The sequence below is a fragment of the Streptomyces sp. NPDC079167 genome (assembly GCF_040686735.1).
In the GTDB taxonomy this organism is placed as follows: domain Bacteria; phylum Actinomycetota; class Actinomycetes; order Streptomycetales; family Streptomycetaceae; genus Streptomyces.
In genome coordinates this window covers 113,440-129,123 of the sequence record NZ_JBFBLO010000012.1, presented here as the reverse complement: position 1 = coordinate 129,123, position 15,684 = coordinate 113,440, and the positions used below count along the sequence as shown (strand labels likewise).

General features: G+C 68.6%; 11 protein-coding genes. 4 read left to right on the top strand and 7 right to left on the bottom strand.

Going from position 1 to position 15,684, the window contains the following annotated elements; translation table 11 throughout:
• Positions 1–34: 34 nt before the first annotated feature.
• The 5 genes from AB0P41_RS25225 to AB0P41_RS25205 all read right to left on the bottom strand — a co-directional run bounded on the left by AB0P41_RS25225 (position 35) and on the right by AB0P41_RS25205 (position 8,037).
• A complete protein-coding gene (locus AB0P41_RS25225) occupies positions 35–1,012 on the bottom strand; it encodes an alpha/beta hydrolase (protein WP_356713858.1) in 978 nt (325 codons plus the stop codon).
• Positions 1,009–1,539 (bottom strand): phage holin family protein, encoded by a 531-nt coding sequence (locus tag AB0P41_RS25220; protein ID WP_356713857.1) that lies wholly within the window; start codon positions 1,537–1,539, stop codon positions 1,009–1,011. The genes AB0P41_RS25225 and AB0P41_RS25220 overlap by 4 nt, the downstream gene beginning before the upstream one ends.
• A 39-nt stretch (positions 1,540–1,578) precedes the next feature.
• Positions 1,579–2,979 carry a Na+/H+ antiporter NhaA gene (gene nhaA, locus AB0P41_RS25215; RefSeq protein ID WP_365934311.1) on the bottom strand — a complete coding sequence of 467 codons (1,401 nt, stop codon included), beginning with the start codon at positions 2,977–2,979 and terminating at the stop codon, positions 1,579–1,581.
• 400 nt (positions 2,980–3,379) lie between these two features.
• Positions 3,380–5,347 (bottom strand): acetate--CoA ligase, encoded by a 1,968-nt coding sequence (gene acs, locus AB0P41_RS25210; protein ID WP_365934309.1) that lies wholly within the window; start codon positions 5,345–5,347, stop codon positions 3,380–3,382.
• Positions 5,348–5,532: 185 nt separating this feature from the next.
• Complete coding sequence (locus AB0P41_RS25205) at positions 5,533–8,037, bottom strand: SulP family inorganic anion transporter (RefSeq protein WP_365934307.1); 2,505 nt, start codon at positions 8,035–8,037, stop codon at positions 5,533–5,535.
• Between the two features lie 300 nt (positions 8,038–8,337).
• Between AB0P41_RS25205 and AB0P41_RS25200 the strand changes: the two genes are divergently transcribed.
• Positions 8,338–9,675: a hypothetical protein gene (locus AB0P41_RS25200; RefSeq protein ID WP_365934305.1), complete on the top strand. Its 1,338-nt coding sequence runs from the start codon at positions 8,338–8,340 to the stop codon at positions 9,673–9,675.
• 24 nt (positions 9,676–9,699) lie between these two features.
• On the opposite strand, the gene AB0P41_RS25195 is transcribed toward AB0P41_RS25200, so the two are convergent.
• On the bottom strand, positions 9,700–10,695 hold the full coding sequence (locus AB0P41_RS25195) for an ATP-binding protein (protein WP_365934304.1): 996 nt from the start codon (positions 10,693–10,695) through the stop codon (positions 9,700–9,702).
• 102 nt (positions 10,696–10,797) lie between these two features.
• Between AB0P41_RS25195 and AB0P41_RS25190 the strand changes: the two genes are divergently transcribed.
• On the top strand, positions 10,798–11,622 hold the full coding sequence (locus AB0P41_RS25190) for an oxidoreductase (RefSeq protein ID WP_365934302.1): 825 nt from the start codon (positions 10,798–10,800) through the stop codon (positions 11,620–11,622).
• A 433-nt stretch (positions 11,623–12,055) separates the two neighbouring features.
• On the opposite strand, the gene AB0P41_RS25185 is transcribed toward AB0P41_RS25190, so the two are convergent.
• Positions 12,056–12,895: an HAD-IB family hydrolase gene (locus AB0P41_RS25185; RefSeq protein WP_365934300.1), complete on the bottom strand. Its 840-nt coding sequence runs from the start codon at positions 12,893–12,895 to the stop codon at positions 12,056–12,058.
• Positions 12,896–13,395: 500 nt separating this feature from the next.
• On the opposite strand from AB0P41_RS25185, the gene ssd reads away from it, so the two are divergent.
• On the top strand, positions 13,396–14,535 hold the full coding sequence (gene ssd / locus AB0P41_RS25180) for a septum site-determining protein Ssd (RefSeq protein WP_365934298.1): 1,140 nt from the start codon (positions 13,396–13,398) through the stop codon (positions 14,533–14,535).
• Positions 14,532–15,680, top strand: coding sequence for a TadA family conjugal transfer-associated ATPase (locus AB0P41_RS25175; RefSeq protein WP_365934296.1), 1,149 nt, complete (start codon positions 14,532–14,534; stop codon positions 15,678–15,680). Before ssd ends, AB0P41_RS25175 begins: the two co-directional genes overlap by 4 nt.
• Positions 15,681–15,684: the final 4 nt, after the last annotated feature.

The window sequence follows — 15,684 nt, the reverse complement described above, 5'->3', positions numbered from 1 at the left end:
AATTGGCTGTTCGTCGGACAACTGTGCCCGTCGGCTACCGGTCGGGCTCAGGATCCTTGAGCCAGTTGATGAGTTCGGCCGAGAAGCCGACCGGATCCTCCTCGTGGGGGAAGTGCCCCAGACCGTCGAAAAGTCGCCACCGGTACGGTGCCTCGACGTACTCGCCGGACCCCGCGGAACTACGGGTCCGGATCGCCGGGTCGAGCGAGCCGTGGAGATGCAGGGTGGGTACACGTACCGGACGCTTCATCCGACGGTTGAACTGGACGCCGTCCGGACGGGCCAGTGAGCGGACCATCCAACGGTACGGCTCGATCGAGCAGTGGGCGGTCGAGGGGATGCACATCGCGCGCCGGTAGACGTCCGTGGTCAGGTCGTCGGGGAAGCCGGGTGTGCGCGGCCCCGACCAGTCGCGGATCAGCCGGGCCACCAACGCCGCGTCGTCCGCGACGAGCTGACGCTCCGGCACCCACGGGCGCTGGAAGCCCCACACGTGCGAGCCGGCTCGGGACTGAGAGAAGTCCGAGAGCATCGAGGAACGCCATCGGCGCGGATGCGGCATCGACGACACCACGAGCCGACGGACCAGCTTCGGCCGCATCACAGCCGCCGTCCAGGCGAGATAGCCGCCCATGTCGTGCCCCACGAGCGCCGCGTCAGGCTCGCCGAGCGAGCGGATCACGCCGGTGACGTCGAGCGCCAGGTTCGCGGGGTCGTACCCCCGGGGCGTACGGTCACTGCCGCCGACCCCGCGGAGGTCCATCGCGACCGCCCGGTATCCGGCGTCGGCCAGGGCGGTCAGCTGATGGCGCCAGGTCCACCAGAACTGCGGGAAGCCGTGCAGCAGCAGCACCAGCGGCCCGTCGCCGAGCTCGGCGATATGGAAGCGCGCGCCGTTGGCGGCCACATCACGGTGGGTCCAAGGCCCGTCGATGCGGACAGGGCTGCCGGAACCGGCAGCCGGCCCCAGCGGCCCCACCGGGCCGGATGCGCTGAAATCGGGGTCGGTCATGTGGAGGAGCGTGTCACAGAGACCGCGTCGTCCTGGACGGGACGGTGCTCGATGGCCCTGTCCGCGAGTGTGCTGCCCTGTGCCTGTTCGATCGCACGCGCGCCGGCGACGGGGCGGGGGTGGGGCTTGACGCCCTGGAGCACCGCTGCGGTCTGCTTGGCCGAAGCGATGGACTTCTCCGGCGGCTTGACCTTCTTGAACTTGGCGTACCCGAAGAGGGCGAGCAGGATCCCCAGCAGGATGAACGCACCACCGACGATCAGGAACGACCAGGCGAGCCCGAGCCCGAGATTGTGGATGCCGTAGGCCGCGGCGAAGCTCAGCACGGGGATCGCGAAGAGGATCAGCACACCCGTGACGATGAAGGCCGCGCTGCCGATCGCGCCGCGCTTGACGTCCTGTCGCATCTCGGCCTTGGCCAGCGCGATCTCGTCGTGGACCAACGCGGACATCTCAGCGGTCGCCGAAGCGAACAGCTGTCCGAGACTACGATCGGTACTGCCCGCGTAGTTGCCGGGGTCGCTCATCCCTGACTCCCTCTCTTCTTCCGTACATCCGATGTCAGATCATGCCGGACTGTCCGGCTTGCTGCTCGCTGCCCCCGCCCGTTCGGCTAGGCGACGGTGCTCGGCAGCCTTCCTCTCGTGGATCGCGGCCATGCGCAGGTGATACTCGGGGTCGTCCTGCTCGTAGACGTCGGGCACCCCCGATTCGTCCGCGTCGATCTCCTCGGCCTCGTACAGCGCCCTGTATCTGCGTACCCGCAGTCTGAGCAGTACACCGGAGAGTACGGCGGCAATCACGGAACCGATGAGCACCGCTGCCTTCACGTCGTTGATCATGTCGTCGTCGCCGGTGAAGGCGAGCTCCCCGATGAGCAGCGAAACGGTGAAGCCGATACCGGCCAGTGTGGCTACGGCGAAGACGTCTGCCCAGGCGAGGTCCTTGTTGAGCTGGGCCTTCGTGAAGCGGGTGACCAGCCATGTGCCGCCGAAGACGCCCACGGTCTTGCCGACGACCAGACCGAGAACCACGCCGAGCGTTTCGGGCCGGGTGAAGACGCCGGCCAGGGCATCGCCCTTGAGGGTGACACCCGCCGAGAAGAGAGCGAAGAGCGGAACCGCGACGCCGGCCGACAGAGGGCGCACCAGATGCTCGATGTGTTCGCCCGGGGAATGCGTCTCACCGTCGCGCCTGGTGCAGCGCAGCATGAGGCCCATGGCCACGCCGGCGATCGTCGCGTGGACGCCGCTGTTGTACATCAGTCCCCAGATGACCAGGGCGAGCGGCAGATAGACGTACCAGCCCCGCACTCCGGCGCGCAGCAGCACGTACAAGACGGCCAGACCCGCGAAGGCCCCGCCGAGGGCCAGGAAGTCGAGGTCCTCGGTGAAGAAGACCGCGATGATGAGGATGGCGAAGAGGTCGTCGACGACGGCGAGCGTCAGCAGGAAGGCGCGCAGGGCCGACGGCAGCGAGGTACCGATGACCGCGAGTACGGCGAGCGCGAACGCGATGTCGGTGGCCGTGGGGACGGCCCAGCCGCCGAGGGACCCTCCGCCGAGTGCGGCGGTCAGTGTGTAGACGACGGCGGGGACGGCCATGCCGCAGAGCGCTGCCGCGACGGGCAGGGCCGCGGCCCGGGGGTCGCGGAGCTCGCCGGCGACCAGCTCCCGTTTGAGCTCGACGCCCGCGACGAAGAAGAAGATCGCGAGCAGCCCGTCGGCCGCCCAGTGGGACACCGAAAGATGCAGTCCCAGTGTTTCGGGACCGAAGTGGAAATGGCTGACGGACGCGTACGAGGAGCCGAAGGTATTGGCCCACAGCAGCGCGGTGACGGCCGCGACCAGCAGGAGGACGCCACCGACCGTCTCGGTGCGCAGGGCCTCCGCGACGTAATTGCGCTCGGGGAGGGAAAGACGGCCGAGCAGGGTGCGGCGGCCGGAAGGGGGGACGGGCGGGGCCACGAGGAAGACCTCCGGGTCGGGTTACGGCAGTGATGGCATGGCGGATACACATGCCGACCAGACTTCCCGGCGCCCCTGTGGAGATTTTCTTGTGCTGTTGTCGCTCGCGCCGTGCTCGGCGTTCGTACGTGCTCCCCGGCGGGACGTGCTTGTGCCGACGCGCTTCGCCGAAGAAATCACCACTCTACCTGGGCTGTCGGAAACGTATCCGGATGTGGTGCGTCCCGCGCGACGGCACGCACCGGCGTCCGTACGTCTCTGACCTGCCCCCGGCGCCCCGAAGGGGCACCCGGGTGGTTCCGGGTGCCCCTTCGGGGTCGTGCGAGTGGGTCCGCCTCAGGCTCCAGGTCCGGGACGGGGGCCTGCCTGCCGTGACCCGCCTCCGTCTTCTCCGGCCCGTCTAGTCCTCGGACGAGGCGGAAGGCAGCTGGGTCTGGATGAGTGCCATGACCGAGGAATCCGTGAGCGTGGTGACATCGCCCAGCTCGCGGTTCTCGGCGACGTCGCGCAGCAGACGGCGCATGATCTTGCCGGAACGGGTCTTCGGCAGCTCCGCCACCGGCAGGACGCGCTTGGGCTTGGCGATCGGCCCCAGCGTGGTGCCGACGTGATTACGCAGCTCGGCGACCAGCTCCTGCGAGGCGGTGGCCGTCCCACGCAGGATCACGAAGGCGACGATGGCCTGACCGGTCGTCTCGTCGTTGGCCCCGACCACGGCAGCCTCGGCGACCGAGGGGTGCGACACGAGGGCCGACTCGACCTCGGTGGTCGAGATGTTGTGCCCGGAGACGAGCATGACGTCGTCGACCCGGCCCAGCAGCCAGACATCGCCGTCCTCGTCCTTCTTGGCACCGTCGCCCGCGAAGTACTTGCCCTCGAAGCGCGACCAGTAGGTGTCGAGGAAGCGCTGGTCGTCGCCCCAGATGGTGCGGAGCATCGACGGCCACGGCTCGGTGAGGACGAGATAGCCGCCCCCGCCGTTCGGCACCTCATGGGCCTCGTCGTCGACGACCGTGGCGGAGATGCCGGGCAGGGCACGCTGGGCGGAGCCGGGCTTGGTCGCCGTGACCCCGGGGAGCGGAGAGATCATCATGGCGCCGGTCTCGGTTTGCCACCAGGTGTCCACGATCGGGCAGGAATCGGCGCCGATGTGCTTGCGGTACCACATCCATGCCTCGGGGTTGATCGGCTCACCGACCGAACCGAGCACACGCAGCGACGACAGGTCGAACTTGGCGGGGATGTCGTCCCCCCACTTCATGAACGTCCGGATCGCCGTCGGCGCCGTGTAGAGAATCGTCACGCCGTACTTCTGGACGATCTCCCAGAAGCGCCCCTGGTGGGGCGTGTCGGGCGTGCCCTCGTACATGACCTGGGTCGCGCCGTTGGCCAGCGGTCCGTAGACGATGTACGAGTGCCCGGTGACCCAGCCGATGTCGGCGGTGCACCAGTACACGTCCGTCTCGGGCTTCAGGTCGAAGACCGCGTGGTGGGTGTACGCCGTCTGGGTCAGGTAACCCCCGGACGTGTGCAGGATGCCCTTCGGCTTACCCGTCGTCCCCGAGGTGTAGAGGATGAAGAGCGGCTGCTCCGCGTCGAAGGCCTCAGGCGTGTGCTCGGCGGACTGCCGGACGGTGATCTCGTGCCACCAGACGTCCCGGCCCTCGGTCCAGGCGGTGTCCTGCCCGGTGCGCCGGACCACGAGGACGTGCTCGACGCTGTCGATGCGCGAGACGGCGTCGTCCACCGCGGGCTTTAGGGCCGAGGGCTTGCCGCGGCGGTAGCCGCCGTCGGCGGTGATGACGACCTTGGCGTCGGCGTCCTGGATACGGGCGGCGATCGCATCGGCGGAGAAACCGCCGAAGACCACCGAATGCGCCGCGCCGATACGGGCGCAGGCCAGCATTGCCACGGCGGCTTCCGGGATCATCGGCAGATAGACGGCGACCCGGTCGCCCTTGCCGACACCGAGCTCGGTGAGCGCGTTGGCGGCGCGGGACACCTCGTCCTTCAGCTCCGCGTAGGTGATCGCACGGCTGTCACCGGGCTCACCCTCGAAATGGATGGCGACGCGGTCGCCGTTGCCCGCCTCGACATGACGGTCCACACAGTTGTACGCGACGTTGAGCTTGCCGTCCGCGAACCACTTCGCGAAGGGCGGGTTGCTCCAGTCGAGCGTCTCGGTCGGTTCCGTGGCCCAGGTCAGGCGGCGGGCCTGCTCGGCCCAGAAGCCCAGCCTGTCCGCCTCGGCCTGCTCGTACGCCTCCACGGTCACGTTGGCGTTCGCAGCCAGATCGGCAGGCGGTGCGAACCGCCGCTCCTCCTTGAGCAGATTGGCCAGACTTTCGTTGCTCACGACATCTCCCATTCCCAGGGTGTCCGTTGTGTCCCGGGGGACAGCTCATCAGGCTGCGGGCCAGGTGACAAGTGTCTGCCGGAAATTGGTTTAGACCTGTGCCTCGTGTGGGGAGCCACACGTCCCGCTCTCGCGAGCAGCGCTGTGCGGTGCGAAAGCGGGACCACAAGGTCTCACGGACCGGGCGTGTGAGTGGTTCAGGCGCCGACGGCGGTACCCGGAGCGGGGTGCGGTGTATCGATGCCCGGCTCGGCTCCCCACACCGCGCCCGGGGCGACCCGGGCGAAGACCTCGTCGGGCCCCGTGCCGGAACTGGCGCCCTCGGTCAGCAGATAAGCCTGCGCCTCACCGACATGAAAGTACATGCCGTGCAGCTGCAGGGTCCCCGCCGCCAGCCGGCGGGCCACCGACTCGTGTGCACGCAAGTGCTCCAACTGCTGCACCACATTGGTCAGGCAGAGCTGCTCCACCGCATCGGTGGGCAGCCGTCCGGCGATGCGCGCCCAGGAGTGGTGAGGGGAGCGCATGCGCTCCAGACTCGGCAGACCGTGCTGCAACCAGCGCCACAGCGGTGTCCGGGGCGTCTCCGGCTCGGCTTTCAACAGGGCCTGCATGGCCCCGCATCCGGAGTGGCCGCAGATGGTGATGGACTCGACCTCCAGGACATCCACCGCGTACTCGATGGCGGCGGCGACGGAGTCGTCATTGGTCTCGGCGTCCCCTGCGCACGGCGGCGGCACCAGATTGCCGACGTTCCGCACGGTGAAGAGGTCTCCCGGGCCGCTCGCGGTGATCATGCTGGTGACCAGACGGGAGTCGGCGCAGGTGAGGAACAGCTGGGAAGGCCGCTGCCCCTCTGCGGCCAGCCGGGCCAGTTCCTCACGGACCAGCGGGGCGGTGGTGCGCTGGAATGAACTGAGGCCGCTGAGAAGCCGATGGGCGCCGTGCCGGTGGCCCGCAGGGCCTTTCGGAGCCGTGGGAGGAGCAGCCTTCGAGACGACGTGCGAGGCAGGGGCTGCGGTGGACGGCGCGGTGTCCTGCACGCTGTCGTGGCAGTGATGGTTGCGCCACGGCGTCCACGGGCGGCAGCAGGAATGGGCGGCCGACGCAGGCTCGGCGATGCGGCCCCCCGAGCGCCCGGTGAACTCGATCCGGCCGCCCAGCGCGGTCTGCGCCGCATACCAGTCCTGGATCGTCTCGTACGCCGCGTGGTCCATGAAGAAGCCGTCCAACTCGACCACCGCGTCGACCCCTTGCGGGAGCTTACCGAGCACGCGGCTGAGCCGCGGAACGGCCAGAAAGGTCAGCTGGCCGCGAGCAGCCACCAGATAGCGGCCGTCCTGCTCGGTCACGGTGATCCTCGTGCGTGCCAGCCGGTGCAGGGCGACGGCCACCGCCACGACGATGCCGATCGCCACCCCTTCGAGCACCCCGGCCAGAATCACGCCGCTGATCGTGGCGCCGTACACCAGAAACTCCCGGTGTCTGTGGACCTTGCGGATATGGGCGAAGCTGACCATCTGGACCCCGACCACCATGACGAGCGCGGCGAGGGCTGCCAGAGGGATCCACTCCAGGGCTGTGACCAGCAGTACGGCTGCCAGCAGCACCCAGACGCCGTGCAGCACGGTGGAGGCGCGGCTCGTCGCGCCCGCCCGCACATTCGCGGAGCTGCGCACCGCGCCGCCCGATACGGCCAGTCCTCCGGCGAGTCCCGATACCGCGTTGGCGACGCCCTGGGCCCGCAACTCCCGGTCGAGATCCGACCGCTTCACAGGGGCGTGCGGTGTCGACCCGTCCTTGGCCGTGGTTGTCGCGCGGTCGGCGGCCAGCTTGTCCACCGAGACAGCGGCCAGCAGGGATTCGAGGCTCGCGACGAGCATGACGGTGAACACGGCTGTCGCCAGGGCCGCCACCGGGCCCCGTGGCATTTCAGGCAGTGCGTGCGAGTGCCATGAGGGCAGGTCCACCCGGGCGATGCCGGGCGCCGCCGCGGCGGCGACAGCCGTCGCGATGACCACGGCGGCGAGCGCGGCAGGAATTCTGCGCAGTGCCGCTCCGATCCTGCCGGGCAGGCGCGGCCACGTGACGAGAAGGGCGATGGTCAGGGCTCCGACGAGGGGCCCGGCCGGCTCGAAGTGCGAGAGGTGGGAGGGGAGTGACAGGACGTTGTCGAGGGCGGAGCTCCGAGGCACCTCGCCGAACACGATGTGCAGCTGGGCAAGAGCGATGGCCACACCGATGCCGGCGAGCGTGCCGTGCACGATGGCCGGGCTGACGGCAAGGGCGCTGCGGGCCGCCCTCAGCGAGCCCAGCGCGATCTGCAGGAGTCCCGCACCGACGGTGATCGCGCACGTGGTGCGCCAGCCGTAGATCTGGATCAACTCTGCTGTGACTACGGTCAGTCCGGCCGACGGGCCACTGACCTGGAGTGGTGTGCCGCCCAGCAGTCCGGCGACGATGCCGCCGATGGCCGCGGAAACCAGTCCGGCGGCGAGCGGGGCGTCCATGGCGACAGCGAGACCGAGCGACATGGGAACGGCGATCAGGAAGACAGTGATCGATGCGGACAGATCCGCACCCGAGACGTGGAAGCGTCCGCGGTGGGGCGGCGGGCTGTGTGGTCGCTTGAATCCCGAGGCCCGGGAAGGGCGTGAACTGCGGGACGAGTGGTCGTTACGAGTGGGGACGCAGGCAGACATGTTCCCGTCTCCTCCGGGGCAGCGCGGTCGCGGTATGTGAAATGACGGCGGCCGTAGTTCACGGCGTGCAGCGGTGGGGTACAACGGCGGGATTTCTCAACTCTCCGTAAACGAATCGTAATGGAGAGTAAAGAATGGTGTCCACGCTTTCGAGCAAATAGCCCATTCAGTCACTCTTCTCAGTGAATAAGCAGCTTTTCATCCGGCTTGTCGTACTGATTCCAGGGGAGCTGCGTGTGAGGTTGACCGCGCCGTGTCGGCACTTCAACGCATGAATCCTGCAAGGAAGAGGGTGGACGGATGATGGCCGCCACGAAGCGGATCGCCCTGGGTGCCGTGGTCACGGCGCTGATCACCAGCCTGGCCGGCTGCTCGGGCCCAGGTACGGGGGCCGCCGGTTCAGCACCCGGAGCCGGCAAGCGGTCCGCACCCGGCGGGGAGGAGAACTCTCCGGCAGCGGCACCGAAGGGCGCCGTCAAGCTCATCGGTGACGGTTCCACCGCCTTCACGGGAGCCCAGCCGAAACTTCCGGTCCCGAAGCGCCTCAAGCCCGGCCAGAAGCCTCCGCAGTTCGTGGTGTTCTCCTGGGACGGTGCGGGCGAGGACAGTCAGAAGCTGTTCTCGCACTTCCGCTCGGTCGCGAAGAAGTACGACGCCAAGATGACGTACTTCCTCAGCGGCGTGTACCTCTTGCCGGAGAAGAAGAAGGAGCTCTACGACCCCCCGCAGCATTCGGCGGGCCGTTCCGACATCGGGTTCAACGACGCCGAGGGAATCCGCAACACGCTGACGGAACTGCGGGCCGCGTGGCTGGAAGGCAACGAGATCGGCACCCACTTCAACGGGCACTTCTGCGGCCCGGACGGGGGCGTCGGCACCTGGTCGGTCGACGAGTGGAAGAGCGAGATCCGTCAGGCGAAGTTGTTCGTGAAGAGCTGGAAGACCAACGCCCCGGACCTCAAGGGTGAAGCGCCATTGCCCTTCGACTACGACAAGGAACTGATCGGCGCTCGCACCCCGTGTCTGGAGGGGCAGAAGAACATGGTCGCGGCCGCACGCACCATGGGGTTCCGCTACGACTCCAGTGGCATCGGAAACCAGGTCTGGCCTGCGAAGAAGGACGGAATCTGGGACCTCCCCCTGCAGCTCGTCCCCGTGCCGGGCCGCGCGTTCGAGACACTTTCGATGGACTACAACTTCATGTTCAACCAGTCCGGTACGACGCAGGGTGACCCGGACAAGCACGAGTACTGGGGCAACCAGATGCGGGACGGTCTGCTTCAGGCGTTCGATCGCGCCTACAGCGGGAACCGAGCTCCCCTGATCATCGGCAACCACTTCGAATCCTGGAACGGCGGCACATACATGCGCGCCATCGAGGAGACGATCAAGACGGTGTGCACCAAGCAGGACGTGCAGTGCGTTTCCTTCCGTCAGCTCGCCGACTGGCTGGACGCGCAGGATCCGGCGACGCTCGCCAGGCTCGGGACGCTGAAGGTCGGCCAGGAGCCCAAGCCCGGCTGGACCGCGTTCCTCGCGGGTACGGCCCCGGGCAAGCCCGCAGGCAGCCCCGTGCCTGCCAGGCCGGCGGATCAGCCGGCAGGCAAGGGGGCCGACGGCGACGCGGAAGAGGGGTAGACCCTCCGGCGCCGCTCCGTCCGGTCAGGCCGGCTGAGTGGCGCCCGTCTCCGCGCGGTGCTCCTGCAGGACGAAGGCGGGGTCGACCTGGGCAGCCAGGTCGGCACCCGTCTTCTCGTTGCCCCAGCTCTCCGCGTTCTTCAGGTGGAAGTGCACCATCTGCCGCGTGTAGCGCTCCCAGTCGCGCAACCCGTACGAGTCCTCCGCGGCGTCCTGCAGGGCCTGCAGCGCCATCCGGTTGTCTGCTTCCAGCAGTTCGAACGGGGCCGGACGGCCCTTCTCCATCGTCCGGACCCAGTCGGACTGACCGACGCCGACCAGCAGGTCGTCGCCGACCTCGGCGCGCAGGAAGTCCAGATCGTCCTCCCCCTGCACCTTGTTGCCCACCACCTTCAGGGCGACACCGAAGTCACGCGCGTACTCCTTGTACTGGCGGTAGACGGAGACGCCCTTCCGGGTCGGTTCGGCGACGAGGAAGGTCATGTCGAAGCGGGTGAACATTCCCGATGCGAACGAGTCCGACCCTGCCGTCATGTCGACCACGACGTATTCGTCGGGTCCGTCGACCAAGTGGTTGAGGCAGAGCTCGACCGCCCCGACCTTGGAGTGGTAGCAGGCGACGCCGAGGTCGGACTCGTCGAACGGTCCGGTGGCCATCAGCCGGATTTCCCCGTCGTCGAGTCGGACCGTGCGGGCGCAGGCGTCGTAGACCGGGTTGTCCTCGCAGACGCGCAGGAGCCTGGATCCCTCCCCGGGCGGTGTCGTCTTGATCATCGTCGCGGCGGATGCGATGCGGGGGTTGTCGCCGCGGAGGTAATCCTTGATGAGGGGCAGGTGGGCGCCCATGGCCGGCAGGGCGGCGGCTTCCCTCTCATCCAGGCCGAGGGCGGCCCCGAGGTGCTGGTTGATGTCGGCGTCCACCGCGACGACTTGGGCTTCATTGGCAGCGAGGTGGCGGATGAAGAGCGAAGACAGCGTGGTCTTGCCGCTGCCGCCCTTCCCTACGAAAGCGATCTTCATGTTCACCTAGGGTAGCGGTCCCATCGCACGCCGCAGTCATCCTTGGTGAAGAAGGCCACTCCGGGGCGGTATCCGTGGCAGGGGCGCGTAGCCTCGCTACTTATGAGTACGACTTCCCCTGACCCGCTTGCCGCCCTGGGTGACCTGCCGGGGGTCTCCGACGCGGTGGACTCCGTACGCAAGGCCGTGGACCGGGTCTACGGGCACCGGGTCATGCGGCGCCGCAGCAACGAGGTCACCGCGGAGGCGGCCCTGCGCGGAGCTCGCGGTTCGGCGGCGCTCTCGGGTGCCGACTGGAATCTCGAGGAGGTCCGCCGCCGCACGGACTTCAGCGGCGAGGACGAGGTCCGCACCATCGGGGCCGCGTTGAGACTCACGGCGGAGGCGGGGCAACTGCTTTCGATCTGGCGGCAGTCACCGCTCAGAGTGCTTGCCCGCCTGCATCTGGTGGCGGCGGGCGGCGCGACTCCGGACGAGGCGGTCGGCAGGCCGCGACTGGTGGGCGAGCCGGTCGACGAGCCGTTGATCGAAGCGGCCGTGCCGGGCGCGGACGAGGTGGCCGGACGTCTCGAAGGGCTGTCGCAGCTGATCATCGCCGGCGGCTCGGCGCCCGCGCTCGTGACGTCCTCGGTGGTCCACGGCGAACTGCTGGCGCTGCGCCCCTTCGGGTCGCACAACGGCTTGGTCGCCCGGACCGCCGAGCGGATCGTGCTGATCGGCAGCGGGCTCGATCCCAAGTCGATCTGCCCTGCCGAAGTCGGTCATGCGGAACAGGGGCGCGCGGCTTACGTGGCGGCGTTCGAAGGTTATCTGTCCGGCAGGCCGGAGGGTATGGCGGCTTGGATCGCTCACTGCGGACGCTCCGTGGAACTGGGCGTCCGGGAATCCACGGCTGTGTGCGAGGCGCTGCAGCGCGGCGCGGCCTGAGCCTCGTCGGCCGCAGTCTGGTCGCACGAGTTGTACGGCCGGGCGCGTGGCGAGATGCGGCTGTGTCGGCAGGTTACGGAAGGGTTGCGGCGGTACCGGTTCCGGTACCGCCGCTGGCACGTCCGCCCAGTTACCAAGCGTCCTCGTTGTATGCCCATCAGGTCGGGTTCTTTGCCCGTCACCTGGTGCGGCTGGCCCGTAATCGACGGGTCGACGTCGCGTGGGTGCTCGACTTTCGTGCTCGGTCCGTGGGGCCTACTGCGTAAAGGTGATCCTCGCGGATGTCCTTGGTCTCGCGGGCCGTTGCATCCTTTGTACTCCGGGACAAGGGGGAGCGGAAGCCCTGGCCGCTTTTCTTTACTTTTATGTTCAAATGCTAGCGAGTCAGACATGCTGGGCCGAGGGCGGCTCCGACTGGCCTCGACCCCCACTGTCAGGTGATGGGCGCGGCTGCGCGGCGACGATTGGCGTACCAGACGAGCCCTGCGGTCGCCGCGGCCGCACCCAGTGCTGCTGCCGCCACGAGCGCCGGCCGCGGTGGCATCGAGAAAGCGGGCAGACGCTGCTTGAGTCGGACCGGACGGTCGAAGACGAGAATCGGCCACTCTCTGAGTGTGGCCTCGCGCCGCAGGGCCCGGTCCGGGTTGACGGCGTGGGGGTATCCCACGGACTCCAGCATGGGCACGTCGGTGGCGGAGTCGCTGTACGCGTAGCAGCGTGACAGGTCGTACCCCTCCGATGCGGCGAGCGTCCTGATCGCCGCGGCCTTGGTCGGTCCGTAGGCGTAGTACTCGACCTCGCCGGTGAAGCAGCCGTCGTCGCCCACGACCATCCGGGTCGCCACGACCCGGTCGGCGCCGAGCAGTTCTCCGATGGGTTCGACGACTTCGGCGCCGGATGTCGAAACGATGACCACATCGCGCCCGGCGGTGTGGTGTTCCTCGATGAGGGTCGCGGCCTCGTCGTAGATGATGGGGTCGATCAGGTCGTGCAGGGTTTCGGCGACCAGATCCTTGACCTGCTGGACGTTCCACCCTTTGCAGAGCGCTGAGAGGTATTCACGCATCCGCTCCATCTGGTCGTGATCGGCACCCCCGGCGAGGAACACGAACTGTGCGTACGCAGTGCGCAGTACGGCACGACGGTTGATCAGCCCACCTTGGTAGAAGGACTTGCTGAAGGTCAGTGTCGAAGACTTCGCAATGACCGTCTTGTCCAGGTCAAAGAAGGCTGCTGAGCGCGGCGAGAAGCAGTTTTCCACAAAGGTGAGCATAGGGGCCCGCCATTCGGCCTAAAATCCGGCAGGTGGGTTTGCTTGAGAAGGGGCTCGGGTACACCATGGAAGTCACGGATCGTTCGCGACCGTGCTAACCCCGGTCCGGCTCCTCCCCCCCCCGAGTCGGCCGTGGGGACGACCCCCGCTCTCCCCCCCGGCGGGGGTCGTCGCATGTCCGGATGCGTTTTGCGGCCAGGAGTTCAGGCCCTTCCTCTGTGTCGCCGGTGTCGACCGCCCTCTCACGCCGGTCCTCTCGATCATGCCCCGTCACCGTGCGTAGCGGAAGGGCTGCGCTGTGAAAGTCCCCTGTACGAGCTACCGAGATATTCACAACGCTTGAGTTGTCCACAGTTTTTGAGCAAGATCTACATCTTTTTCCGTGACGTTGCATGTTGATTCCACCCGCGAAGTCCGCGGGTTCCGGAATCGCGCGTCTCGGAAGCGTTCGAGATCGCCGCGAAACCGCACTGGAGGAGACAGTGAGAGGGGCGGAGATCGTGGCTGGATCTTTCGCGGGCGAAGGTCCGTCGAGCGCCGAAGGGCGGCGGGACGGCCCGCTGATCCTCACCGAGGACCCGGATCTGCTGGACGATCTGCTCAGGTTGTGCGCGGCGGCCGGGGCGGTACCGGAGGTGCGGCACGGGCCTCCGGGGGAGAGAGGCGGCTGGGACCGGGCGTCGATGGTCCTGGTCGGTGATGACGCGGCGCGCAGATGCCGTGGGGTGCCACGCAGGCCCGGCGTGATGCTCGTCGGGCGGGACCAGAAGGACCCCGACGTCTGGCGCCGCGCGGTGGAGATCGGGGCCGAATACGTGCTGAGACTGCCCGCTTCCGAAGGCTGGCTCGTCGACCAGATCGCCAATGCGGTGGAGGGCGTGGGCAGGCCTGCGCTCACGGTGGGAGTGATGGGGGGCCGGGGCGGCTCCGGCGCGTCCACGCTGGCCTGCGCACTCGCCGTAACAGCCGCGAGGTCGGGCCGGCGGACGATGCTGATCGACGGCGACCCCTTGGGCGGCGGGATCGATGTCCTGCTCGGCGGTGAGGAATCCGAGGGATTGCGGTGGCCGGATTTCGCCCGTTCGAAAGGGAGGCTGGGCGGAGGCGCGTTGGAGGAGTCGCTGCCGGCATTGCACGGGCTGCGGGTGCTCAGCTGGGGTCGGGACGATGAAGTGACCGTTCCGCCCCAGGCCATGCGGTCGGTGCTCGCCGCCGCTCGTCGGCTGGGTGGAGTGGTGGTCGTCGATCTTCCGCGCCGGTTCGACGACAGCGTGACGGAGGCGCTGGCGCAGCTCGACGTAGGTCTGATGGTCGTGCCCGGGGAATTGAGAGCGGTCGCGGCGGCGCAGCGCGTGGCGAGTGTGGCCCGCACGGCGCTGGAAGATCTACGGGTCGTCACGCGGGGGCCCTACACCGCGGGCCTGGACGAGCAGTGGCTGGCGCGGACGCTGGGCCTGCCGCTCGTCGGTGACCTGCCCGCGGAGCCGGCGCTGGCTTCGGCTCAGGACAGCGGTGTGCCCCCGGGTGGGAATTCCCGCGGTCCGCTGGCCCGCTTCTGTACGGCCTTCTGGGAGCTGGCGGATGTCCCGGCCCGTCCGGACGCTGCCCCGGTCCGGTCTCGCGGGGGAGTGCCGTCATGACCGACGCGCTGCTTGATGCCGTACGTCAACGACTGGCCCGGAGCGGTGTGGCGCCCACTCCTGCGGGGGTGGCTGCCGCGCTGAGGGAGCAGGGCCGTCTGCTCGGTGACGCGGAGGTGCTCGGCGCGGCCGAGGAGCTGAGGGGGGAGCTGGTCGGCACAGGGGTGCTGGAGCAACTCCTCGCAGACCCTGCGGTGACCGATGTGCTCGTGTCCGCTCCGGACCGGGTGTGGGTGGACCGTGGCGGCGGATTGGAGCTGACCCGGGTCGTCTTCCCGGATGCGGCGGCGGTCCGGAGACTGGCTCAGAGGCTCGCCGCGGGAGCGGGACGACGGCTGGACGACGCCCGGCCGTGGGTGGACGCGCGGCTGCCGGACGGGACGCGTATGCACGCCGTACTGCCGCCGGTGTCCGTCGGATCGACGTGTCTCTCGCTGCGTGTGGTGCGCCCCCGCGCCTTCGCCCTTGCCGAGCTCGTCGCGGCGGGGACGGTCCCGCCCGGCGGTGATCGGCTGCTGAGAGCCCTGGTGGAGGCCCGGGTCTCGTATCTGATCAGCGGAGGTACGGGCGCCGGGAAGACGACTCTGCTGTCGAGTCTGCTGGGGGCGGTCGGTGAACGGGAGCGCATCGTGCTGGCCGAGGATTCGGCGGAACTGCGCCCGGATCACCCGCACGTGGTCCGTCTGGAGTCACGGCCCGCCAATCAGGAGGGGGCAGGGCAGGTGACGCTGCGGGACCTGGTACGCCAGGCGTTGCGCATGCGTCCTGACCGGCTGGTGGTGGGAGAGGTCAGGGGCGCGGAGGTGACGGAGCTTCTGGCAGCGCTCAACACCGGGCACGAAGGCGGCTGCGGCACGGTGCACGCCAATGCGGCCGAGCACGTTCCGGCGCGTCTGGAGGCGCTCGGGACGGCTGCCGGCCTCGACCGGGCCGCTCTGCACAGCCAGTTGGCGGCAGCGCTGTCAGTGGTCGTTCACCTGGTACGCGACAGAGGCGGGCGGCGGCGTGTGGCCGAAGTGCACGTGCTCGAACGGAATTCCGCAGGCCTGGTCGTCACTGTGCCCGCGCTGCGCTGGGGTACCGAGGGGTTCGAGCCGGAGCGGGGCTGGGAGAGGCTCGGGGCACTGATCGGAGACAAGCCGTGACCCC